Source organism: Phycicoccus sp. Root101 (assembly GCF_001426245.1).
Classification (GTDB): Bacteria; Actinomycetota; Actinomycetes; order Actinomycetales; family Dermatophilaceae; genus Pedococcus.
Window position 1 is genome coordinate 523,629 of the sequence record NZ_LMCM01000001.1, and the last position, 21,132, is coordinate 544,760.

20 protein-coding genes are annotated in these 21,132 nt (G+C 72.2%); 7 read left to right on the top strand and 13 right to left on the bottom strand.

The window, feature by feature from the left end; all coding sequences use genetic code 11:
* Positions 1 to 173 precede the first annotated feature (173 nt).
* The 4 genes from ilvD to ASC58_RS02420 all read right to left on the bottom strand — a co-directional run bounded on the left by ilvD (position 174) and on the right by ASC58_RS02420 (position 5,309).
* Positions 174 to 1,889 (bottom strand): dihydroxy-acid dehydratase, encoded by a 1,716-nt coding sequence (gene ilvD / locus ASC58_RS02405; RefSeq protein WP_056915220.1) that lies wholly within the window; start codon positions 1,887 to 1,889, stop codon positions 174 to 176.
* A 133-nt stretch (positions 1,890 to 2,022) separates the two neighbouring features.
* A complete protein-coding gene (locus tag ASC58_RS02410; RefSeq protein ID WP_056915221.1) occupies positions 2,023 to 2,547 on the bottom strand; it encodes a histidine phosphatase family protein in 525 nt (174 codons plus the stop codon).
* 84 nt (positions 2,548 to 2,631) lie between these two features.
* Positions 2,632 to 4,695 (bottom strand): YhgE/Pip domain-containing protein, encoded by a 2,064-nt coding sequence (locus tag ASC58_RS02415; protein WP_056918239.1) that lies wholly within the window; start codon positions 4,693 to 4,695, stop codon positions 2,632 to 2,634.
* Positions 4,692 to 5,309 carry a hypothetical protein gene (locus ASC58_RS02420; protein ID WP_056918240.1) on the bottom strand — a complete coding sequence of 206 codons (618 nt, stop codon included), beginning with the start codon at positions 5,307 to 5,309 and terminating at the stop codon, positions 4,692 to 4,694. The genes ASC58_RS02415 and ASC58_RS02420 overlap by 4 nt, the downstream gene beginning before the upstream one ends.
* Positions 5,310 to 5,396: 87 nt before the next feature.
* Between ASC58_RS02420 and ASC58_RS02425 the strand changes: the two genes are divergently transcribed.
* Both ASC58_RS02425 and ASC58_RS02430 read left to right on the top strand, forming a co-directional pair.
* Entirely contained in the window at positions 5,397 to 6,062 is a 666-nt protein-coding gene (locus tag ASC58_RS02425; RefSeq protein ID WP_235529057.1) for a TetR/AcrR family transcriptional regulator, read from the top strand.
* Between the two features lie 10 nt (positions 6,063 to 6,072).
* Positions 6,073 to 7,182, top strand: coding sequence for a PLP-dependent cysteine synthase family protein (locus ASC58_RS02430; protein WP_056915224.1), 1,110 nt, complete (start codon positions 6,073 to 6,075; stop codon positions 7,180 to 7,182).
* A 48-nt stretch (positions 7,183 to 7,230) separates the two neighbouring features.
* On the opposite strand, the gene ASC58_RS02435 is transcribed toward ASC58_RS02430, so the two are convergent.
* Positions 7,231 to 7,515: a MoaD/ThiS family protein gene (locus tag ASC58_RS02435; RefSeq protein ID WP_056915225.1), complete on the bottom strand. Its 285-nt coding sequence runs from the start codon at positions 7,513 to 7,515 to the stop codon at positions 7,231 to 7,233.
* On the bottom strand, positions 7,512 to 8,597 hold the full coding sequence (locus ASC58_RS02440) for a sialidase family protein (RefSeq protein WP_056915226.1): 1,086 nt from the start codon (positions 8,595 to 8,597) through the stop codon (positions 7,512 to 7,514). Before ASC58_RS02440 ends, ASC58_RS02435 begins: the two co-directional genes overlap by 4 nt.
* Before the next feature lie 78 nt (positions 8,598 to 8,675).
* Between ASC58_RS02440 and ASC58_RS02445 the strand changes: the two genes are divergently transcribed.
* Positions 8,676 to 9,473 (top strand): glycoside hydrolase family 16 protein, encoded by a 798-nt coding sequence (locus ASC58_RS02445; protein WP_056918453.1) that lies wholly within the window; start codon positions 8,676 to 8,678, stop codon positions 9,471 to 9,473.
* Here the strand turns inward: ASC58_RS02445 and ASC58_RS02450 are convergent.
* On the bottom strand, positions 9,461 to 10,399 hold the full coding sequence (locus ASC58_RS02450) for a 2-hydroxyacid dehydrogenase (protein ID WP_056918241.1): 939 nt from the start codon (positions 10,397 to 10,399) through the stop codon (positions 9,461 to 9,463). The two genes, ASC58_RS02445 and ASC58_RS02450, sit on opposite strands and share 13 nt — an antisense overlap.
* A 93-nt stretch (positions 10,400 to 10,492) precedes the next feature.
* Here ASC58_RS02450 and ASC58_RS02455 point away from each other — a divergent pair, with 93 nt between their 5' ends.
* Positions 10,493 to 11,704, top strand: a complete 1,212-nt coding sequence (locus tag ASC58_RS02455) for a sorbosone dehydrogenase family protein (RefSeq protein ID WP_056918242.1) — start codon at positions 10,493 to 10,495, stop codon at positions 11,702 to 11,704.
* A gap of 149 nt (positions 11,705 to 11,853) precedes the next feature.
* On the opposite strand, the gene gatB is transcribed toward ASC58_RS02455, so the two are convergent.
* From gatB to gatC, 3 genes are all read right to left on the bottom strand, one after another.
* Positions 11,854 to 13,392, bottom strand: coding sequence for an Asp-tRNA(Asn)/Glu-tRNA(Gln) amidotransferase subunit GatB (gene gatB, locus ASC58_RS02460; RefSeq protein WP_056918454.1), 1,539 nt, complete (start codon positions 13,390 to 13,392; stop codon positions 11,854 to 11,856).
* A gap of 5 nt (positions 13,393 to 13,397) precedes the next feature.
* Positions 13,398 to 14,915, bottom strand: coding sequence for an Asp-tRNA(Asn)/Glu-tRNA(Gln) amidotransferase subunit GatA (gene gatA, locus ASC58_RS02465; protein WP_056915230.1), 1,518 nt, complete (start codon positions 14,913 to 14,915; stop codon positions 13,398 to 13,400).
* 71 nt (positions 14,916 to 14,986) lie between these two features.
* Entirely contained in the window at positions 14,987 to 15,283 is a 297-nt protein-coding gene (gene gatC, locus ASC58_RS02470; protein WP_056915231.1) for an Asp-tRNA(Asn)/Glu-tRNA(Gln) amidotransferase subunit GatC, read from the bottom strand.
* Between the two features lie 83 nt (positions 15,284 to 15,366).
* On the opposite strand from gatC, the gene mce reads away from it, so the two are divergent.
* The 3 genes from mce (at position 15,367) to ASC58_RS02485 (ending at position 18,690) form a co-directional block, all read left to right on the top strand.
* The gene (mce, locus tag ASC58_RS02475; RefSeq protein ID WP_056915232.1) at positions 15,367 to 15,810 is read left to right on the top strand and encodes a methylmalonyl-CoA epimerase; all 444 of its coding nucleotides are present in this window, start codon (positions 15,367 to 15,369) and stop codon (positions 15,808 to 15,810) included.
* A gap of 131 nt (positions 15,811 to 15,941) precedes the next feature.
* A complete protein-coding gene (gene ccrA, locus ASC58_RS02480; protein WP_056915233.1) occupies positions 15,942 to 17,279 on the top strand; it encodes a crotonyl-CoA carboxylase/reductase in 1,338 nt (445 codons plus the stop codon).
* 49 nt (positions 17,280 to 17,328) lie between these two features.
* On the top strand, positions 17,329 to 18,690 hold the full coding sequence (locus tag ASC58_RS02485) for an AI-2E family transporter (protein WP_056918243.1): 1,362 nt from the start codon (positions 17,329 to 17,331) through the stop codon (positions 18,688 to 18,690).
* 3 nt (positions 18,691 to 18,693) lie between these two features.
* On the opposite strand, the gene ASC58_RS02490 is transcribed toward ASC58_RS02485, so the two are convergent.
* The 3 genes from ASC58_RS02490 to ASC58_RS02500 are packed head-to-tail and all read right to left on the bottom strand — an operon-like array spanning position 18,694 to position 21,055.
* Positions 18,694 to 18,993, bottom strand: a complete 300-nt coding sequence (locus ASC58_RS02490; RefSeq protein WP_056915235.1) for a hypothetical protein — start codon at positions 18,991 to 18,993, stop codon at positions 18,694 to 18,696.
* Positions 18,951 to 19,538, bottom strand: a complete 588-nt coding sequence (locus ASC58_RS02495; RefSeq protein WP_200947707.1) for a SigE family RNA polymerase sigma factor — start codon at positions 19,536 to 19,538, stop codon at positions 18,951 to 18,953. The genes ASC58_RS02490 and ASC58_RS02495 overlap by 43 nt, the downstream gene beginning before the upstream one ends.
* Entirely contained in the window at positions 19,535 to 21,055 is a 1,521-nt protein-coding gene (locus ASC58_RS02500) for a hypothetical protein (RefSeq protein WP_056918244.1), read from the bottom strand. Before ASC58_RS02500 ends, ASC58_RS02495 begins: the two co-directional genes overlap by 4 nt.
* Between the last annotated feature and the right edge of the window lie 77 nt (positions 21,056 to 21,132).

Genomic DNA, 21,132 nt, shown 5'->3' on the forward strand with positions numbered 1-21,132 from the left:
GCCGGCGCGCTAGGGAAGTACGAGAATTCGTGCCACACGAGCACTCTCCTCCCGGCGGCCCGGCAGTGTCAACGAGCGAGACGACCGGTCTCGCGATCCGGACCTGTCGTCTCAGTCACAGACCCACTCCGCGCCATACCCACCACGACGGACGGGTATGGCGCGGGGTCGGCTCAGCCGCAGACGGCGCCGCCGCTGGCGCTGCCCACGAGCTTGCGGTACTTCGCCAGGACGCCCCGCGGGTACTTGGCGGGGGGCGGCTCGAAGCCCTCGGCGCGGCGGGCCAGCTCGGCTTCGTCGACGTGCACGTCGAGCCGGCCGTTGGCGACGTCGAGGGTGATCTTGTCGCCGTCGCGGACGAACGCGATCGGCCCGGCGTCGACCGCCTCCGGCGCCACGTGCCCGACGCAGAGGCCGGTGGTGCCGCCGGAGAACCGGCCGTCGGTGAGGAGCAGGACGTCCTTGCCGAGGCCGGCACCCTTGATGGCACCGGTCACGGCGAGCATCTCGCGCATGCCGGGCCCACCCTTGGGTCCCTCGTAGCGGATGACCACGACGTCGCCGGCCTTGAGCGTCCCCTGCTCGACGGCGTCCATGGCGGCGCGCTCACCGTCGAAGACGCGAGCAGTCCCCTCGAAGACGTCGGAGTCGAACCCGGCCGACTTCACGACAGCACCCTCGGGGGCGAGCGTCCCCTTGAGGATGGTGATCCCACCGGTCTTGTGGATCGGCTCCTTCATGGCGCGGACGACCTTCCCGTCGACGTCCGGCGGCGCGATGTGGGCGAGGTTCTCGGCCATCGTCTTCCCGGTGACGGTCAGGCAGTCGCCGTGCAGCAGGCCGGCGTCGAGCAGCGCGCGCATGACGACGGGCACTCCCCCGACGCGGTCGATATCGGTCATGACGTACTGCCCGAACGGCTTCACGTCGGCCAGGTGGGGCACCTTGGACCCGATGCGCTCGAAGTCGTCGAGGGTCAGGTCGACCTCCGCCTCGTTGGCGATCGCCAGCAGGTGCAGAACGGCGTTGGTCGAGCCACCGAAGGCCATGACGACGGCGATGGCGTTCTCGAACGCCTCCTTGGTCATGATGTCGCGTGCGGTGATGCCGCGGCGGAGCAGCTCGACGACGGCCTCACCGGACTTGCGGGCGAACCCGTCGCGGCGGCGGTCGGTGGCCGGCGGTGCGGCCGACCCCGGGAGGGACATCCCGATCGCCTCGGCGACGGAGGCCATGGTGTTGGCGGTGTACATGCCGCCGCAGGCACCCTCGCCCGGGCAGATGGCCCGCTCGATGGCATCGACGTCGGCGCGGGACATGAGCCCCGCGGCGCACGCGCCCACGGCCTCGAACGCGTCGATGATGGTCACCGTCTTCTCTGAGCCGTCCGAGAGCTTGGCGATACCGGGCAGGATCGAGCCGGCGTAGAGGAACACCGAGCTGAGGTCGAGGCGGGCCGCGGCCATGAGCATCCCCGGCAGCGACTTGTCGCACCCGGCGAGCAGCACGGACCCGTCGAGGCGCTCCGCATTCATCACGGTCTCAACGGAATCCGCGATGATCTCGCGGCTGACGAGGGAGAAGTGCATGCCCTCGTGGCCCATCGAGATGCCGTCGCTCACCGAGATCGTGCCGAACTCGAGCGGGTACCCGCCTGCCGAGTGCACCCCGTCCTTGACGGCCTTGGCGAGGCGGTCGAGCGACAGGTTGCAGGGGGTGATCTCGTTCCACGAGCTGGCCACCCCGATCTGCGGCTTCACCCAGTCGTCGTCGCCCATGCCCACCGCGCGGAGCATGCCCCGGGCCGCGGTCTTCTCGATGCCGTCGGTGACGTCGCGGCTGCGCGGCTTGATGTCGACGCCGTTGGTGGTGGGCTCGGTGGTCGTCATGGGGGCAGTCTAGGACCGGGGTCCAGCACGTGGGACGCGGGTCTCACGGTGCGAGTCACCTACCCGCACAGCGGGTATGCCGCCTCCTGCACCGCGGGTGCGCCGGGCCGCCGACCGGCGGTCGCGGCATACCTCAGCCGCGGGCGACGTGGCAGCGCTCGAGCTCGGCGGCGCCGAAACCCAGCCCGTCCCAGGGACCGGCATAGCGGAGCACCGCCACGGTCGACGTCGGGAACCCGGCAGCGAGGCAGTCGTGCGCCTGCAGCGACCCGTTCCCCTCGGCGAGCCCGCTGGCGAGCGCCGCCATCGTCGGGTTGTGCCCGACGACGAGCACGACCTGGGCCTCCCCCGCCGACTCGCGGACCGTGCGCAGCACGGCGTCCGAACCCCCGGTGTACACAGAGGAGTCGTACTCGACCGTCTCGCCGCACGCACCGCCGCTCTCGGCCTCTGCCCAGGTCTGGCGCGTCCTGGCCGACGTCGAGCAGAGCACCAGCTCCGGACCGAGACCGTGCTCGTGCAGCCAGGCTCCGGCTGCACGCGCGTCCCGCCGTCCCCGTGCGGTGAGCTCACGGTCGTGGTCGGGCTTACCGAGGCCCTCCTCGGCCTTCGCATGCCGGAAGAGGATCAGGACCTTGTCATCGCTGGCCAGGGTCATACCCCGAGCATGGCCCTGTCCGTGGCGATCAGCCAGTCTTGACAGCCGGGCGCCGACGGGGTTCGGGGGCCGTGGGACGTCGGCTCAGATCGCCAGCTCCGGCTTGATCCGCAGGGCCGTCCACCGGCCGGCACGACGCGCCGCCGAGGTGGACACGAGGAACGCTCCGAGGAGCCATGCGGCCAGGACCGCGAGGTCCAGACCGAGGTGGTCCAGCGAGCCGCCGTACATGAGCCGGCGGACCCCGTCGACGGCGTAGGACATCGGCAGCACGTGGTGCAACGGGTGCAGGGGTTCGGGCAGCGTCTGCCAGGGGAACGTGCCGCCCGCACTGACCAGCTGGACCACCATGAGGACCAGGCCGAGGAACTTGCCGGGGGCTCCGAACCGCGCCGCCAGGGCGTGCAGCACCATGACGAACGTCGCCGACACCGCCCCCATGAAGGCGAGCAGGGCCACCGGGTGGGCGACGTCGATGCCGACGGCGAGCCGCACGACGGTGAAGACCAGGACGGCCTGCACGAGCCCCAGGGCAGCCGGGGCCAACCACCCGCCTAGCGCGGTGCGCCAGCTGGGCTGCCCCGTCGCGAGGGACCGGGAGGACAGGGGGTTGAGCAGGAGGAAGAGGACGTAGGCCCCGATCCACAGCGACAGGCTGAGGAAGAAGGGGGCGAGCCCGGCACCGTAGGTGTTCGCGGACGCGAGGGAGCTTCCCTGCACCCCGACGGGATTGCCGAGGGTCTGCGCCACGGCCTTGCGCTGGTCGGCGCTGGGGTCCGGGATGGAGCGCAGCCCCTTGGCCAATCCGTCGTGCAGCTGCGTGGCCCCGTCCGAGAGTCGGTCCACCCCATCGGCCAGCTGGTGGGCACCCGAGTCGAGCCGGTTCGTCCCGTCGACGGCGTCCTGCTCCCCTGCCGAGAGACGAGCGGCGCCCGACGCCAGCGACCGGTTGCCCGAGGCGAGGTCGCTCGCGCCTGCGGCGAGGGTGGTGCTCCCCGTGGCCGCGTCGTGGATGCCCGCGTGGAGCGGACCTGCCGCCGCTGCGAGCCTCGACGCGCCGTCGGCCACCTGGCCGGCACCGGTGGCGAGCCGGTCGAGCTGTCCCGACGCCGTCTGCACCTGCGAGTTGGCGTCGGAGACGGGACCGCTGAGCTGGGCCGCGGCATCGAGGACGGCCTGGACCTGGTCATCGGTGAACCCGCCGGCCCGCAGCCGGTCCGCGAGGTCGCCCCGGGCGGACGTCAGCGAGGTCACGAGGTCCTGCGACGCCGTGGCGACGCGCTGGCCGGCGGCGGCGACCGTCGCGTTGCCGTCGGCCACCTGCTGCGCGCCGGCGGCGAGCTTCTTCGTGTCGGCGGGGAGGCTCTTGGTCCGGTCGTCGAGGGTCCCCAGGCCCTCGCTGAGACGGGTTGCCCCGGTCGACAGGCGCTCCGCGCCGTTCGCCGCCCTCGTCGCACCGGACGACAGCTCCTTCGAGCCGGCGAGGAGCTGCTGCTGGCCCGCCGCGAGCTGGTCGGCCCCTGCGGCGAGCTGGTGCACGCCCGCCTTCGCGTCCGACAGGCCCTTGGCGAGCCGGCCCGCGCCGTCGACCGCGTCCGAGACCTTGTCGTGGATGGTGCCGAACCCGACCAGGAGCTGGTTGGCCGCCGTCGAGCTCACCTGCGAGGCAACGGTCTTCGTGACCTGGGCGACGACCTGGTTGGCGATCGTGCGGGCCAGGTAGTTGTTCGCGTCGTTGGTGACCACCCGGAGCTGGGCCTGCCGCGGGGTGAACTCCGCACTCGAGGCGAGGTCCGCGGAGAAGTCGCGGGGCACGACCAGCGCGAAGTCGTAGGTCCCGTCGTCGACCCCGGCCTCGGCACCGGCCCGCGAGACCCGGTGCCAGTCGAAGCTGTGGGAGTCGAGCAGCTCGGTCGCGACCCGGTCGCCCACCTGCAACCGCTCACCGTTGGCCAGGGTCGTGCCTGCGTCCTCGACGACGACTGCCGCCGGCACACGGTCGAGGGCGCCGTACGGGTCCTTGTTGGCGTACAGGTACAGCCCGCCGTAGAGCGTCGGCACGAGGACCAGGGCGGCCAGCGCAGCTCGCGGCAGCCGTCCGGCCGTGATGCGGCGCAGCTCGGTGAGGGCGAGGCGAAGGGCGGTCATGCGGCCACCCCCAGCTCGTAGGTGGCGGGCAGGGCGAGCTGACGGGCGGTCCCGTGGGTCACCTGCACGACGACCGTGAGGCCCTCGGCGGCGAGGCGCTCCGCCGCGGCATACCAGTCGGTCGGGTCTCCCCCGAGGCGGTCGGGGGCGGCCACGACGAGCACACGCGTGGCGGCCCGCGACGCGGCCACGCGCATGAGCAGCGTGGTGCGCGTGGATGGCGGCAGGCTCTCGAAGCGTTCGCCCTGGTCCTCCACCCCGTGCCCGGCGAGGAACGCCCGCGTGGCCGCCCTGCTGGCGGGGCGTCCCGCCAGCGCGAGCTGCTCGGCGACGGCGGCCCGGACGCTGAGCGCGCCCTCGGGCGCGGTCACGTCGGGGACGTCGACGAGTGCGACGTGCCGTCGACGGAGCGCTTCCGACGCGTCACCGTCCACGGTGACGACTCCGTCCATCAGCGGCGCTCGGCCACCGAGGGCCAGCGCCAGCGCGACGTGGCCGTAGCCGGGGTCGCCCGCGACCAGGGTGACGTGCCCGGGACCGGCCGTCAGGCTCGTGGGCAGCAGCAGCGGGCCGTGCAGGCCCGCGACACTGACGTGGTCGGCGATGAGTTCCATGCGATCTGCCTGTCCGGTGGTCGACACGAGGTGCCGGCCCCTCTCGATACACAACTGTATTCAATACAGGAGTGTATTCTCCGGGACGTGCCCGAAGCCAGCCCAGCCGCCGTGAGCCCCACCACGTCCACCGCCCCCCGGACCGCTCGTCGCGAGGCGACCCGGGGCCGCCTGCTCGCTGCCGCCGAGGAGGTCTTCGCCGAGCGCGGCTTCCACGGCGCCAGCGTCGAGGACCTGTGCGAGCGGGCGCACTTCACCCGGGGCGCGTTCTACTCGAACTTCGCCTCCAAGGACGAGCTGGTCCTCGAGCTCTACGCCGCCCACGCGTCGGCGCTGCGGCAGCGCATCGCCGAGGTCGCCGAGCGACCCGGCCTGTCGCTCGAGCAGGTGCTCGAGGCGGTGTTCGACGTGTGGACCGACGACCCCGAGTCACGTCGTCGCTGGCACCTGCTCACCAGTGAGTTCGCCCTGCACGCCCTGCGGGACGAGGAGGCCCGCGCGGCCTGGGCCGGCGCCCAGGCCGCGATCCGCGACGAGCTCGTCCCCCTCGTCGACAGGATCGCCGCCGCCCAGGGGCTGCACCCCGCCGTGTCGACGACGGACCTCGTGCGCCTCATCAGCCTCGTCTTCCAGGGCGGGCTGGGCCAGCACCTCCTCGACCCGGGGTCCGTGCCGGCGGGCTCGCTCGAACGAGAGTTCCTCCCCCTGCTCATCCGGGCGGCGACGAGCAGGGATCCTCGAGCCGACCGCTAGCCTCGCCCCCATGGACCAGGTGCCCGCGATCGTCGACGTACCGGCAGCCGCCCCGACCGACCGGGCCTGGCTCGACGAGGCGGTGCGACGCATCCAGGCCGATGCCAACCGCAGCGCCGACACCCACCTCGTGCACGTCCCCGTCCCCGGGCTGCCGGACGTCGACATCTACCTCAAGGACGAGTCGACCCACCCCACGGGAAGCCTCAAGCACCGGCTCGCCCGGTCGCTGTTCCTCTACGCCCTCTGCAACGGCGAGCTCCGCGAGGGGACCACCGTCATCGAGGCCTCGAGCGGCTCCACCGCCGTGAGCGAGGCGTACTTCGCCCGGATGCTCGAGCTCCCCTTCATCGCCGTCATGGCGCGGACCACCAGCGCGGAGAAGATCGCCCTCATCGAGCGGGAGGGCGGGCAGTGCCACCTCGTCGACGACGCCGGCGAGGTCTACGACGTCGCCCGCCGGCTCGCGGTCGAGCGCGGTGGCCACTACCTCGACCAGTTCACCTTCGCCGAGCGGGCCACGGACTGGCGAGGCAACAACAACATCGCCGAGTCCGTCTTCGAGCAGATGTCGCTCGAGCGGCACCCGGTCCCCCGCTGGGTCGTCGTCGGGGCCGGGACCGGCGGCACGAGCGCCACCATCGGCCGCTACGTGCGCTACCGCGGGCTCGCCAGCCAGGTCTGCGTCGTCGACCCCGAGCGGTCGGCGTTCCTGCCCGCGTTCCGCGGCGACCACGCCGGAGTGGCCGCCGCCTGCGGCTCACGCATCGAGGGCATCGGGCGTCCGCGGGTCGAGCCCAGCTTCGTCCCGAACGTCGTCGACCGCATGATGCTCGTCCCCGACGCCGCGTCAGTCGCTTCCATGCGCTTCCTCAACGAACGCACCGGCCGACGGGCCGGCGCCTCCACGGGCACCAACCTCTACGGCGTGCTGCGGCTCGCCTGCGAACTCTCGGCCCGGGGCGAGCGCGGCAGCATCGTCTCGCTCCTGTGCGACGGGGCCGAGCGGTATGCCGCGACGTACAACGACGACGCGTGGCTCGCCTCCGCCGGGCTGGACCTCGCGCCCTACACGGCCGTCCTGCGGCGCGCATGGGACGACGGCGTCTGGACCGGCTGACCGCCGACCCGACCGCGGACCCTGACCGTCGTCTCCGCGCGGCCCGGGTCAGCCACCGGACACGGCGTTGATGACGTGCACCGTCGCCTGCGGACCGACCTCGGTGCGGACGCCCTCGGCCCGCTTGGCGTCCTCACCGTCGACGAACACGTTGACGTGCCGGCGGATCTCGCCGCGCTCGTCACGGATCCGGGAGGCGAGGATCGGCCACGGCTCGAAGGCCAGGTCGAGGACGTCGGCCAGCGGGGCCGGCCCCTCGAGCTCGACCGGGAGCTCGGCCGCCCCGTCCGCCAGGTCGCGCAGCAGCCCCGGCAGCACGACGCGGGCCGTCACGGGAGGGTCACCGCCCGGACGCACAGGACGTCGGGCAGCTGCTCGACGATGCGGGTGAAGGACTCCCCTCCGTCGAGGGTGGCGTAGACCTCGCCGTTGCGCGTGCCGACGTAGAGGCCCGGCTCCTCGTGCGTGTCGGTCCCGGCGGCGTCGCGCAGCACGTTGGTGTAGCTCGGCTTCGGCAGGCCTGCGTCCTGGGTGTGCCACGTCGCGCCGGCGTCGTCGGTGCGCTGCAGCTGCAGGGTCGCGCCGGGCGGGATGCGCTCGCCGTCGGAGGCGATGGGGACGAGCCACACGCTGTCACCGCGGGCGGGGTTGGACACCGCCGTCATCCCGAAGTTGGTGGGGAGGCCGGCCTCGATCGAGGTCCACGTGACACCGTCGTCGTCGGAGCGGTAGACGCCCCTGTGGTTCTGCGCGTAGAGGCGGGTCGGGGTCGCGCTGTCGCGTGCGACCTTGTGGACGCACTGCCCGAACTCCGGCCACTCGTCGTGCGGCTGGAAGTAGGCGTGGATGCCGGTGTTGCCCGGCGTCCACGAGCGGCCACCGTCGCGGGTGTTGTAGACCCCGCCGGTGCTCATGGCGACGAGCATCGAGTCGGCGTCGACAGGGCTCGGCAGCACCGTGTGGATCGCGCCGCCCCCGAACCCCTCCCCCCACTCGGGCCGGTGCGGGTGCTCCCAGAGCCCGCGGTTCAGCTCGAACGTCTCGCCGCCGTCCTCGCTGCGCCACAGGCCCTGCGGTTCGGTGCCCGCCCACACGACCTGCGGGTCGTGCGGGTCGGCGACGAGCTGCCACGTGGCCTTGAGCGCGGTGTCGGTGTCCTCCGGGAACCGGATCGACCCCTCAGGGTGCTCGACCCACGTGGCGCCCAGGTCGTCGGAGTGCTGCAGCGACGGACCCCAGTGCGAGGAACGGAAGCCGACGACGAGCCGGGGCGTCGCGCGACGGGTGTCGAACAGGAGCGAGAGCACCTCGCTCATGAGGAAGTGGGGGCCGTCGACCTGCCACGTCCGGCGGTCCTCGCTGCGGGCGAGCCACAGCCCCTTGCGTGTCCCGATGCCCACGATCGTCTGTGTCATGACCCCATGGTGGCACCGCCCGGTGTCAGTGTGACCGCCCATCATGGGACGAGTTCGCGACACGTGGAGGAGGACGGGGTGACCGGACCACAGGCCGGCGGGCTGGTGTTCGAGGACGACTTCGACGGCGACACCGCGGACGGGCTCGACCGTTCTCGGTGGCTGCCGCACTACCTCCCGCAGTGGAGCTCGCGGGCCGCCTCCGCGGCGACCTGGCAGGTGCGTGACTCCTGCCTCCACCTGAGCGTGCCGCCGCACCAGGGTCTGTGGTGCCCGGAGGTCCAGGACGACCCGCCCCTGCGCGTCTCCGGGGTCCAGTCCGGCGTCTTCTCGGGACCGGTGGGCAGCCGGGTCGGCCAGCAGCCGGTCGACGAGCGCAGCGTCGTCCGGGAGGTGCAGGAGCCGTGGTGGGGTTGGACCCCGCACCTCGGCCGGCTCGAGCTGAGGGCGCGGATGTCGCTGAGCCCGCGGTCGATGGCCGCCTGGTGGTTCGTCGGCCTCGAGGACTCCCCCGAGCGCTGCGGTGAGCTGTGCGTCATGGAGGTGTTCGGCCGCTCGGTGGCCGGCGCCTCGGCCGAGGTCGGCATGGGGGTTCACGCCTTCCGCGACCCGGCCCTGCGCGAGGACTGGGAGGCGCCGCGCCTCGACCTCCACGTCAGCGACTTCCACGTGTATGCCGTCGACTGGCGCCCCGGGTCCGCGGACTTCCTCGTCGACGGGGAGGTGGTCCGCACGACGACCGTCTCGCCCGACTACCCCGTCCAGAGCATGCTCGCCGTGTTCGACTTCCCGACGTGGGCGACGTCCGGTGACGAGCAGGAGGCGGTCCACGTCCCTGAGCTCGTCGTGGACTGGGTGCGTGGCTACGCCCCCTGAACCGACCCCCGGACGAGGTTGCTCAGCGGGCGCCCCGCGGCATACGCGCCGAGCTGCTCGCGAAGGAGGCGCACGGCGCGCGGCTTGAAGGCGGTGGACGCACCACCGACGTGCGGGGTGATGAGCACGCCGGGTGCCGACCACAGGGGGTGGCCCGCGGGGAGCGGCTCGGGATCGGTGACGTCGAGCGCCGCCCGCAACCGACCGGCCTCGAGGTGCTTGACGAGGGCATCGGTGTCGACGACCCCGCCCCGCGCCACGTTGACGAGCAGGGCGCCGTCCGGCATCGCCGACAGGAACGCGTCGTCCACGAGGCCGGCCGTGGCCTCGCCGAGCGGGACGATGACCACGACGACGTCGTGCTCGGGCAGCAGGCCCGGGAGCTCGTCCACGCCGTGCACGGAGCGCACCAGCTCGTCACCTGCGCGCGCCCTGCTCGCGACCGCGGTGAGGTCGACCTCGAACGGCGTGAACCTCGCCGCGATGGCCCGCCCGATCGAGCCGTACCCCAGGATCAGGACGCGCTTGTCCGCCAGTGCCGGGTGGATCGAGCCCGGGAGCCACCGCCCCTCCTGCTGCGCCGCGTGGAAGTCGGGGAAGTCGCGCAGGGCCGCCAGCGTCAGGGCCAGGGCCAGCTCGGCGGTCGAGGCGTCGTGGACCCCGGCGGCGTTCGCCAGGGCCACGCCATCGGGCAGGACGGCCGCGATGTCCTCGTACCCGGCGGTCAGGGTCTGCACGAGCTCGACCGAGGGTGCGTGGCGGATGTTGGGCAGCAGCGGACCTGCACCCATGTAGGGCGGCACGACGACCCTGACCTCGTCGGCCCGCTCCGGGGGACCGGTCATGTCCCACACCGCGAGCTCGAGCCCGGGGACCGGCCCGACCGCGTCGATCCAGTCCTGCCCAGGCAGCGTCACGAGCGTCATGGCCCCACGCTAACCCGCGGCCCGTCCCTGCCGCCGGGCGGCGGGTCGGGCGACGCCGGGTGCCGTGGCCGGTCACCTCGCGCACAATGGGGTATGCCGCTTCGTCCCGTTCCATCCGCCCGTGTCCGCCTGGCGGCAGCCACCGGAGTGCTCGCCCTGGCCGTCGGGGCCTGCAGCGACGGCAGCGCTGGTGGTGAGCTGTCGGCACCCGTCGTGAGCGGGAGCCGGACACCGGTCACCCCGTCGAGCGGAGCCACCGCGACGTCCACGCCGTCCACGCCGTCCACGCCGTCCTCGCCGTCCTCGCCGTCCTCGACCACCACTACCGATCCTGCGGTCACGACGCAGTCGACGGTGGCCCAGGACCTCGACGTCCCGTGGGCGACGGCATTCCTGCCCGACGGCTCGGCCCTGGTTACCCTGCGGGACGAGACGAGGCTGCTGCAGGTGCGGGACGGCCGGTCCCCCGTCGACCTCGGCCGGGTGGCAGGGGTCGAGCCCGGAGGTGAGGGCGGTCTGCTCGGCGTCGCGGTGTCGCCCACCTTCGCCAGCGACCGCAGCGTCTTCCTCTACACGACCGCGGCGCGGGACAACCGCGTGCTGCGCGTGACGTTCGAGGACGGGAAACCGGCCCGGCAGCGCGCCATACTCACCGGGATCCCCAAGGCGGGCAACCACAACGGCGGACGGCTGAAGTTCGGTCCGGACGGGTTCCTCTACGTCACGACCGGGGACGCCGGAGAGACCGACCGGTCCCAGGACCGCAGCTCGCTGGGGGGCAAGATCCTGCGGATCACCCGGGACGGCAAGCCTGCACCCGGCAACCCGTTCGACGGTTCACCTGTCTGGAGCTACGGCCACCGCAACGTGCAGGGGATCGCCTGGGCACCGGACGGGACGATGTACGCGAGCGAGTTCGGGCAGAACACCTGGGACGAGCTCAACCGGATCGAGCCCGGCAAGAACTACGGGTGGCCGGTGGTCGAGGGCAAGCAGCAGCGCGCCGGGTTCGTCGAGCCACTGGTGCAGTGGCCCACCTCGGACGCCTCCCCCAGCGGCATCGCCTACGCCGACGGCGCCATCTGGATGGCAGCGCTGCGCGGTGAGTCGCTGTGGCGGATCCCGGTGTCCGGCAACCGCGCCGGCGAGCCGGAGCGCCTCCTCCAAGGCGAGTACGGACGCCTGCGCGACGTGGTCGTGGCGCCCGACGAGCGGCTCTGGATCCTGTCGAACAACACCTCCCGGGGGACGGGTGGCGAGCACGACGACAAGCTCCTCGCGATCCCCCTCGGCGACCTCACGTGACCGCGCCCGCAACACCGCCCACGCTCCTGGGATGCGGCGTCCTGGCCGACGAGTTCCACACGGTGGACTCCGCACTCCCGCCGCTGGCCTGACGCAGGACGCCCGCCCCGGAGTGCTCCGGGGCGGGCGTCCTGTTCACGTGACGAGGTTCAGCCGGTGAGCTTCGCCAGGATGATCTCGCGCGCCTTCCCGGCGTCGGCCTGGCCGCGCATCTCCTTCATGACCTGGCCGATGAGGGCCCCGGCGGCCTGGACCTTGCCGTCGCGCACCTTCTGGGCGACGTCGGCGTTGGCCTCGATGACCTTGTCCACCGCGGCTTCGAGCGCGCCGTCGTCCTGCACCAGCTCGAGCCCGCGGGCGTCGGCGACCTCGGTCGGGGTCCCCTCGCCGGCGAGGACGCCCTCGAGCACCTGACGGGCCATGGAGTCGTTGAGGCGACCGTCCCGGACCAGCCCGTCGAGCTCGGCGATGTGGGTCGGCGTGACTCCGAAGTCCTCGACCGAGCGCCCCTCGGCGTTGGCCCGTCGGGCGAGCTCACCGGTCCACCACTTGCGTGCACCGGCGGGCGTCGCACCCGCGGCGACGGTCTCGGAGATGAGCTCGACCGCACCGGCGTTCATGACGTCGCGCATCTCGAGATCGCTGTAGCCCCAGTCGGCCTGGAGTCGCCTGCGTCGCTCGCCGGGCGGCTCCGGGAGGGTCCGGCGCAGGGCGTCGACCGTCTCGCGGGTCGGTGCCACGGGGACGAGGTCGGGCTCCGGGAAGTAGCGGTAGTCCTCGGCGTCGGACTTCTCCCGTCCGCTCGTGGTGACCCCGGTGTCCTCGTGCCAGTGCCGCGTCTCCTGGGTGATCTTCCCGCCCTTGTCGAGGATCGCGGCCTGCCGCGTGATCTCGTAGCGGACGGCTCGCTCGACGCTGCGCAGCGAGTTGACGTTCTTGGTCTCCGTGCGGGTGCCCAGCGGCACTGCCGCCTGCTCCTCGCTCGTCGCGTCGCCCACCTTCGGGCGCAGTGACACGTTCGCGTCGCAGCGGAGCGACCCCTGCTCCATCTTCACGTCGGAGACGCCGAGGGCACGCAGCAGCTCCCGCAACGCACCGACATACGCCTTGGCGACCTCGGGGGCGCGCCCACCGGCACCGGTGAGCGGCCTGGTGACGATCTCGATGAGCGGGATGCCGGCGCGGTTGTAGTCGACGAGCGAGTACTCCGCGCCGTGGATGCGACCGGTGGAGCCACCGACGTGCAGCGACTTGCCCGTGTCCTCCTCCATGTGCGCGCGCTCGATCTCCACGCGGTAGGTCGTGCCGTCCTCGAGCTCGACGTCGAGGTGCCCGTTGAAGGCGATCGGCTCGTCGTACTGCGAGGTCTGGAAGTTCTTCGGCATGTCCGGGTAGAAGTAGTTCTTCCGGGCGAACCGGCACCAGGTCGCGATCTCGCAGTTGAGCGCCAGCCCGATGCGGATGGCCGACTCGACCGCCTTGTCGTTGACGACCGGAAGCGCACCCGGCAACCCGAGGCAGACGGGGCAGACCTGGCTGTTGGGCTCGGCACCGAACTCGGTCGCGCAGCCGCAGAACATCTTCGTCGCGGTGTTGAGCTCGACGTGCACCTCGAGACCCATCACGGGGTCGTAGCGCTCGAGCACCTCGTCGTAGTCGACGACCTCTTCGGTGACAGCGGTGGCCATCGGGGTCACGCTCCCTTCGCGGAGAGTTCGGGGGCCTTGGTGAGCAGCGGAGCGCCCCAACGGTCCAGGAGCATCCGCTCGAGGGCCGCACCCACGCCGTAGAGCCGGTCGTCGCGGGTCGCCGGGGCGAGGATCTGGATGCCCGTCGGCAGGCCGTCCTCGTCGGCGAGGCCGCTGGGCAGCGACATGCCGGGGACACCCGCGAGGTTCGCGGGGATGGTCGCGACGTCCTGCAGGTACATCGACATCGGGTCGTCGAGCTTGTCGCCCAGCTTGAACGCCGTGGTCGGCGCGGTCGGGCTGACGAGCACGTCGACCTTCTCGAACGCTGTGGCGAAGTCGTCGGCGATGAGGCGGCGAACCTTCTGCGCCTGGCCGTAGTAGGCGTCGTAGTACCCACTCGAGAGGGCGTAGGTGCCGAGGATGATGCGGCGCTTCACCTCGTCGCCGAAGCCGGCGTCACGGGTGGCAGCCATGACCTGCTCGGCGCTCGGGTCGTCGATGCCCGGGGGCAGGACCCTTGCGCCGTAACGCATTCCGTCGAACTTGGCGAGGTTGGACGACGCCTCGCTGGGGAGGATCAGGTAGTAGGCCGCGAGCGCGTAGTCGAAGCTCGGGCAGGACACCTCGACGACCTCGGCACCGGCCTCCTGCAGCAGCGCCACGGACTCGTCGAAGCGCGCGCGCACGCCGGCCTGGTAGCCCTCACCACCCAGCTCCTTGATGACACCCACTCGCAGCCCCTTGACGTCGGCGCGGCGGGCCGCCTCCACGACGGCCGGCACGGGTGCGTCGATCGACGTCGAGTCGAGTGGGTCGTGCCCACCGATCACCGAGTGCAGCAGGGCGGCGTCGAGGACGGTGCGCGTGCAGGGACCGGCCTGGTCCAGGCTCGACGCCAGCGCCACGAGCCCGTAGCGGGACACCCCGCCGTACGTCGGCTTCACGCCGACCGTGCCGGTCACGGACGCCGGCTGGCGGATCGAACCACCGGTGTCCGTGCCGATCGCCAGCGGAGCCTCGTATGCCGCGACGACGGCTGCGGAGCCACCGCCGGACCCACCCGGGATGCGGGTCAGGTCCCACGGGTTGTGGGTGGGGCCGTAGGCCGAGTGCTCGGTGGAGGAACCCATCGCGAACTCGTCCATGTTCGTCTTGCCCAGGATCGGCATGCCGGCCGCGCGCAGCTTGGCCACGACGGTGGCGTCGTACGGCGGTACCCAGCCCTCGAGGATCTTCGAGCCGCAGGTCGTCGGGAGGCCCTTGGTCGCGAGCACGTCCTTGACCGCGATCGGCACCCCGGCGAGGACGTGCAGGTCCTCTCCGGCGGCACGACGCTCGTCGACCTGGCGGGCGGCGGCGAGCGCGCCCTCCCCGTCGACGTGGAGGTAGGAGTGGACGTCGGCGTCGACGGCGGCGATGCGGTCGAGGTGCGCCTGCACGATCTCGACGGAGCTGAGCTCGCCGGAGCCCAGGGCGTGGGCCAGCTCGGCGGCGCTGGAACGGGTGAGGTCGGAGTTCACGAGTGGTGGTCCTTGGTCTGTCGCGAGGTGCGCGAGGAGCGCAGGGTCAGGGGCGGCCGCGCGGGCGCCGGTCAGTCCTCGGCGAGGATGCGCGGCACCGAGAAGCGCTGCTGGTCCTGCTGCGGCGCGCCGGCGAGGGCGGCAGCAGCCCCGAGCGACGGGCGGACCACGTCGGGGCGGGTGACGTTGGTCAGGGGAAGCGGGTGGGACATCGGCTCGATGTCACCGGCGGCGACCTCCTGCACCTTCGCGACGGAGTCGAGGATGACCCCGAGCTCGCCGGACATCCGGTCGAGCTCGGCGTCCGAGAGGTCGATGCGGGCGAGGCCGGCCAAGTGGGCGACGTCGTCCCGGGACAGTGCAGACATGCGAGCCAGTCTAGGGGCGCAGGCAGCGGGAGTGACCAAGGACTCCTGTCGCGCCGTGCGGGCTGCGTCCTAGGGTGAGGCACATGGATGCAGCGCTGCCCACCGAGCTCTTCACGGCCATCGACCACGTCGGCGTCGCCGTCACCGACCTCGATGTCGCGATCGCCTTCTACCGCGACACCTACGGCATGACGCTGGCCCACGAGGAGGTCAACGAGGAGCAGGGCGTCCGGGAGGCGATGATGGCCGTCGGCGGGAGCGGGTCGCACATCCAGCTGCTGGCCCCCCTCACGCCGGAGTCGACCATCGCGAAGTTCCTCGACCGCTTCGGTCCGGGCGTGCAGCAGGTGGCCTACCGGGTCGAGGACGTCGAGGCCGTGAGCGCGGTCCTGCGGGAGCGCGGTCTGCGCCTGCTCTACGACGAGCCGCGTCGCGGCACCTCGAACAGCAGGGTCAACTTCATCCACCCCAAGGACGCCGGCGGGGTCCTGGTGGAGCTGGTGCAACCGGCGTACGAGACGCACTGACCCGTCCTCGGGGTGGGTGAGGTAGGTCACCGCGTGACCGGAGTCTCACTCCCCACCGACGCGCTTTACCCCGCAGTAGTTTCGGCCGCAGCCGTGCCACAGACGCCGACGACGCCGAGGAGCCACATCCCATGCAGGACATCCGCGACGCCATCCTCTCCGGGGACCGCAGCGAGCAGACGTACGCCTCCCTCACCCTCCCCGAGACCTATCGAGGGGTGACCGTCCACAAGGACGAGGTCGACCTCTTCGAGGGGCTCGAGAGCCGCGACAAGGACCCCCGCCGGTCCCTGCACGTCGACGACGTGCCGCTCCCCGAGCTGGCCCCCGGCGAGGCCCTGGTCGCCGTGATGGCCAGCGCGATCAACTACAACACCGTCTGGACGTCGATCTTCGAACCGGTGTCGACGTTCAGCTTCCTCGAGCGCTACGGCCGCACCTCGACGTACGCGCAGCGCCACGACCTGCCCTACCACGTGGTGGGTTCGGACCTCGCCGGTGTCGTGCTGCGCACCGGCCCGGGCGTCCAGAAGTGGAAGCCGGGCGAGGAGGTCGTGGCGCACTGCCTGTCCGTCGAGCTCGAGAGCGCCGACGGCCACAACGACACGATGCTCGACCCCGAGCAGCGCATCTGGGGCTTCGAGACCAACTTCGGCGGACTCGCCGAGCTCGCGATCGTCAAGACCAACCAGCTGATGCCCAAGCCCACCCACCTCACGTGGGAAGAGGCGGCCTCCCCCGGCCTGGTCAACTCCACCGCCTACCGCCAGCTCATCTCCCGCAACGGCGCCGGCATGAAGCTCGGCGACGTCGTCCTCATCTGGGGTGCGTCCGGCGGCCTCGGCTCCTACGCGACCCAGATGGCGCTCGCCGGCGGCGCGACCCCCGTCTGTGTGGTCTCCTCCCCCGACAAGGCCGACATCTGCCGCGCCATGGGTGCGGAGCTGGTCATCGACCGCACGGCCGAGGGCTACCGGTTCTGGAGCGACCCGACGACCCAGGACCAGCGCGAGTGGAAGCGGTTCGGCGCGCGCATCCGCGAGCTCACCGGGGGCAAGGACCCCGACATCGTGTTCGAGCACCCCGGTCGCGAGACCTTCGGCGCGAGCACGTACGTCGCGCGAAAGGGCGGCACGATCGTCACCTGTGCGTCCACGAGCGGCTACATGCACGAGTACGACAACCGCTACCTCTGGATGAACCTCAAGCGCGTCATCGGCAGCCACTTCGCCAACTACCGCGAGGCGTGGGAGGCCAACGACCTCGTCAACCGCGGGCTGATCCACCCGACCCTGTCCCGGACGTACGCCCTCGAGGAGGTCGGCCAGGCGGCATACGACGTCCACCAGAACCTGCACCAGGGCAAGGTGGGCGTGCTGACGCTCTCCCCCGAGGCGGGGCTGGGCGTCACGGACGAGGAGAAGCGGGCCACCCACCTGGCCGCGATCAACCGGTTCCGCAACACCTGACCTGCACCTTCGCGACGGCAGCAGCCCGCGGTGCCCTAGGGTTCCTGACATGTCAGTGCTGGAACGATGGCGCGAGTTCCGGCACGCACAGCGAGAGGCTCTGCGTGCCAGCAACCACCCCAACGACCGGGGTGAGGCGACGCCGACGGCGGCCGACCTGCTGGCGGACGTCCTGCCTGCCCTGCGCCAGGGCAGCGAGGCCGAGGGCGGTCGCGACGCGCACGAGGAGCACGTGACTCCACACAGCGGGTCCGGCACGACGGACGCGACGGCGGCCGACCTCCGCGAGGCTGGTGGCGGGGACGCCGCCGAGCAGGTGGGTGGCGTCAAGGACACCGAGACGACCCAGCGCTACGGCAGGGCGGGGCGCCCGCTCAACCGCCAGTCGCCGTTCTACATGGGGTTCGTCGGAGCTCTCGGCGTCCTGCTCGCCCTGTTGCTGTGGCAGACGCTGGGCAGGCTCACCACCACCATCACGCTCGTCGTCGTGGCGTTCTTCCTGACCCTCGCCCTGAACCCGCTCGTCGAGTTCCTGACCCGCCGGGGCATCAGGCGGTCGGGAGCGGTGTCCCTCGTCTTCCTCGGCGTCATCGTCGTGTTCACGCTCATCGGCCTGCTCGTCGTGCCGCCGGTCGTGCAGCAGGGTGGCGACCTGGCGGCGAAGTCCCCCGACTACCTCAACCAGCTGCTCAACAACCCCGTCGTCAAGGACTTCGACCAGCACTACAAGGTGGTCGACAAGATCGAGGCGGAGTTCAACAAGCGCCTCACCGACGGCAACTTCATCAGCCAGGTCTTCGGCGGCGTCCTCGGGGTCGGTGCCGCGGTCATCGGTGGCATCTTCCAGGCCTTCACGGTCCTGGTCCTCACCCTCTTCCTGCTCGCCTCGCTGCCGCGCGTCAAGCAGGCGGCCTACGCGATGGTCCCGGCGTCCCGCCGTCCCCGCGTGATCTCGCTGTCCGAGGAGATCATGCGGCGCACGGGCTCCTACGCCATCGGCCAGGTCGCCGTCGCCACGATCAACGCCATCTGCTCGTGGATCATGATGTCGATCGTCGGGATCCCGTATGCCGCGGTGCTCGCGGTCGCGGTCGGCTTCCTCGGCCTCGTGCCCATGGTGGGTGCCACGATCGGTGCGGCCATCGTCGTCCTCGTCGCGCTCTTCACGAACACCCAGGACGCCGTCATCGCGGCGGTCTACTACGTGGTCTACCAGCAGGTCGAGAACTACGTCATCGCCCCGAAGATCATGCAGCGCACCGTCTCGGTGCCCGGGGCGGTCACCGTCGTCGCCGCCCTCGCCGGTGGCACCCTGCTGGGCGTGCTGGGTGCCCTGCTCGCGATCCCCGTCGCCGCAGGCCTGCTGCTGCTCTACGAAGAGGTCCTGCTGCCGCGCCAGCGGCGCCACTGACGCTCAGCGTATGGCGCCGCGGGTGTGCCGCCGCTCCCTCGCCTCCCAGCACGTCGTGTGCCAGTGACGGCGGTCGTCCAGGCCGCCCATGCCGTCGGCGGGCCACGCGACGACGTGGGGCGTGCCCATCGGGATGTTCTGCTGGCAGCCCGGGCACAGGTAGGCCCGGCTCGACGACGCCCCGGTGACCCGGCGGACGAACCACTCCGAGCCGCCATACGACTCGCGCCGCGTGAGCCCGCCGACGGCACGGTCGACGTTCAGCGGGACGTCGTCACGGCGGCGCCGGTTGGCTCGGGGCATGGCCCCGAGTCTCCCAGACCGGGCATCTGCTCGCGGAGCCTGGCCAGCGCCTTGTGCGCCGTGACCCGTACCGACACCGGCGAGCACCCCAGCACGTCGGCGATGGCCGCGTCCGGGAGGTCGTCGTAGTACCGCAGGACCAGCACGGCCCGCTGGCGCGGTGAGAGCCCGGCGAGCAGGGTCCACATCTCGTCGCGGTCCTCGGGGCCGACCTGGGCGTCCGCGGTCGCCGACCCGTCCGCTGTGACGAGCACGTGCGAGACGACCTCGCTCGACGAGCGGCGCCGCTTCCCGGAGACGAAGGTGTTGACCATGACCTTGCGGACGTAGGCGTCCGGGCTGTCCGCCCGCTCGACCTTGCGCCAGTGGACCAGCACCTTGGCCAGGGTGTCCTGCACGAGGTCCTCGGCGTCGTGCCGGTTGCCGGTGAGGGACAAGGCTGCCCCCATGAGCCGTGGGATCGCCGCCGAGACGTAGGCGTCGGCCTGGCTGGTCGTCCGCTCGGGCGACGGTGGCGCCGGCCGGTTGAAGAACCCCACGGTCACCGCCCCCGGGCTGCGGGGAGGCCGCTGTCGCGCAGCTTCTGGGCGATGATGCCGTTCACCCGGACCGCCTCGTCGTGCGCGTCCTGGGCCGAGAATCCGACGACCTGGACCGAGACGATGACGTCGCCGAGACGCCGGGCAGCGATGTAGGTCGCCGAGTCCGCACCAGCGCCGCGCGACAGCCACGTCTGCTGGTCGTCCTCGCCGGGCCAGGCCTGGCGCTCCTGGGCCGGCAGCCACGTGCAGGGCCCGGTGTCCTGCTGCAGGCGGCGGAAGGCCTCCGGCCCGGTGCCCGCGGAGTAGCCGGTCACATTGATGTCGACGCTCGGGTCGGGGCCCTGTCCGTCCCCCGACCACGCGCTCTGCAGGGTCCCTGCGACAGGGTGGGGCGCCGCGTTCGCCTGGGCAACCCGGGCGGCAGGCAGTCCGCTCAGGTCGCAGAGCTGACCACTGGAGGCCGGGACGGTCCGGCCGTGGATGGCGTCACCGTGGTACCTCAGGCCGTGACCGAGCTCGGCGACCGTGGGCAGGACGTCGCCGAAGCGGTACTCCTCCGCAGCCACGAGGGGCGCGGCCGGGCTCGCGCCGGGCGCCGACGCGGCGTTGGGCGCGACAGTGCTTCTGCCCAGGGGCTGACCCAGGCCCGGTGGGAAGTCCAGCTGGCGCAGGTGGCCCACGGCCGAGTCCGCGAGCTCGGTCGCGGCACGCCGGGCGAGGGCGGGGTCGCCCGAGATCGCGGCACCGCTGACGAGCACGTCACCGACCCGCGTCACCGCCATGGCCTGCGTGAAGGTGGTGTCGGCGACGGTGGAGGTCCCGACGAAGAGCACCGAGTCCTGCGCGTGGCCCGCCCACGTGACGGCCTTCAGGTCGGGGCCGGGACCACAGGCGAGTGCGTCCGCCCGCAGGTCGCGCAGGGCGTCGGCCCCGGTCCCCGTCGTGAACCCCGCGAGCCCCAGGTGCGCTCCACCGCGACCCGGGCTCGACGAGAAGGTGAGGTCCCAGGACCGCCCGGCCACCGGCTGGCGACGGTCGGTGCGGACGTCCCACGTGCAGACGCCTGCCGGACCCACGAGGTCCGCGTCCTCGTGGGAGAGCGGGGAGGCGTCGGTCGCCACGTCGCTCCCGGACGCGTTCGTGTCGTCAGGCTGCGTCTGCCCCTCCAGACCCGCGGGCCAGGGCGTGGCCACCGTGGTCGGGAACCGGTAGGCGAAGCCCTCCGAGCTCCCCACGAGCGAGGACCACCGCGCGTCCGTGGAGCCGGTGTGCGTGCTCACGGACAGGACCGTGCGGGCGGGACCGAAGGTCCCCGAACCGATCGCGACGGCGAGGACCGTCGCCGCGATGCCGGCCGTCAGCGCCGCGCCGCGCGCCGCAGCACGTCGCCGCCGCAGCGTGGTGGTGCGGGCCGCGATGCCTGCGGTCACCGCCTGCGTGTCCAGACCGCCTCGGGCCCGGGCACCGGCGAAGGTGTCGCGCAGCAGCGCCTCGAGCGCCTCGTCCTCGGTCGTCGTCATGGGTCCCCCTCAGGTCGTGGCGGCTGCCTCGCAGCCTGTCACCCACCAGACGCGGATCCCCCCTGCCCGCGTTACCC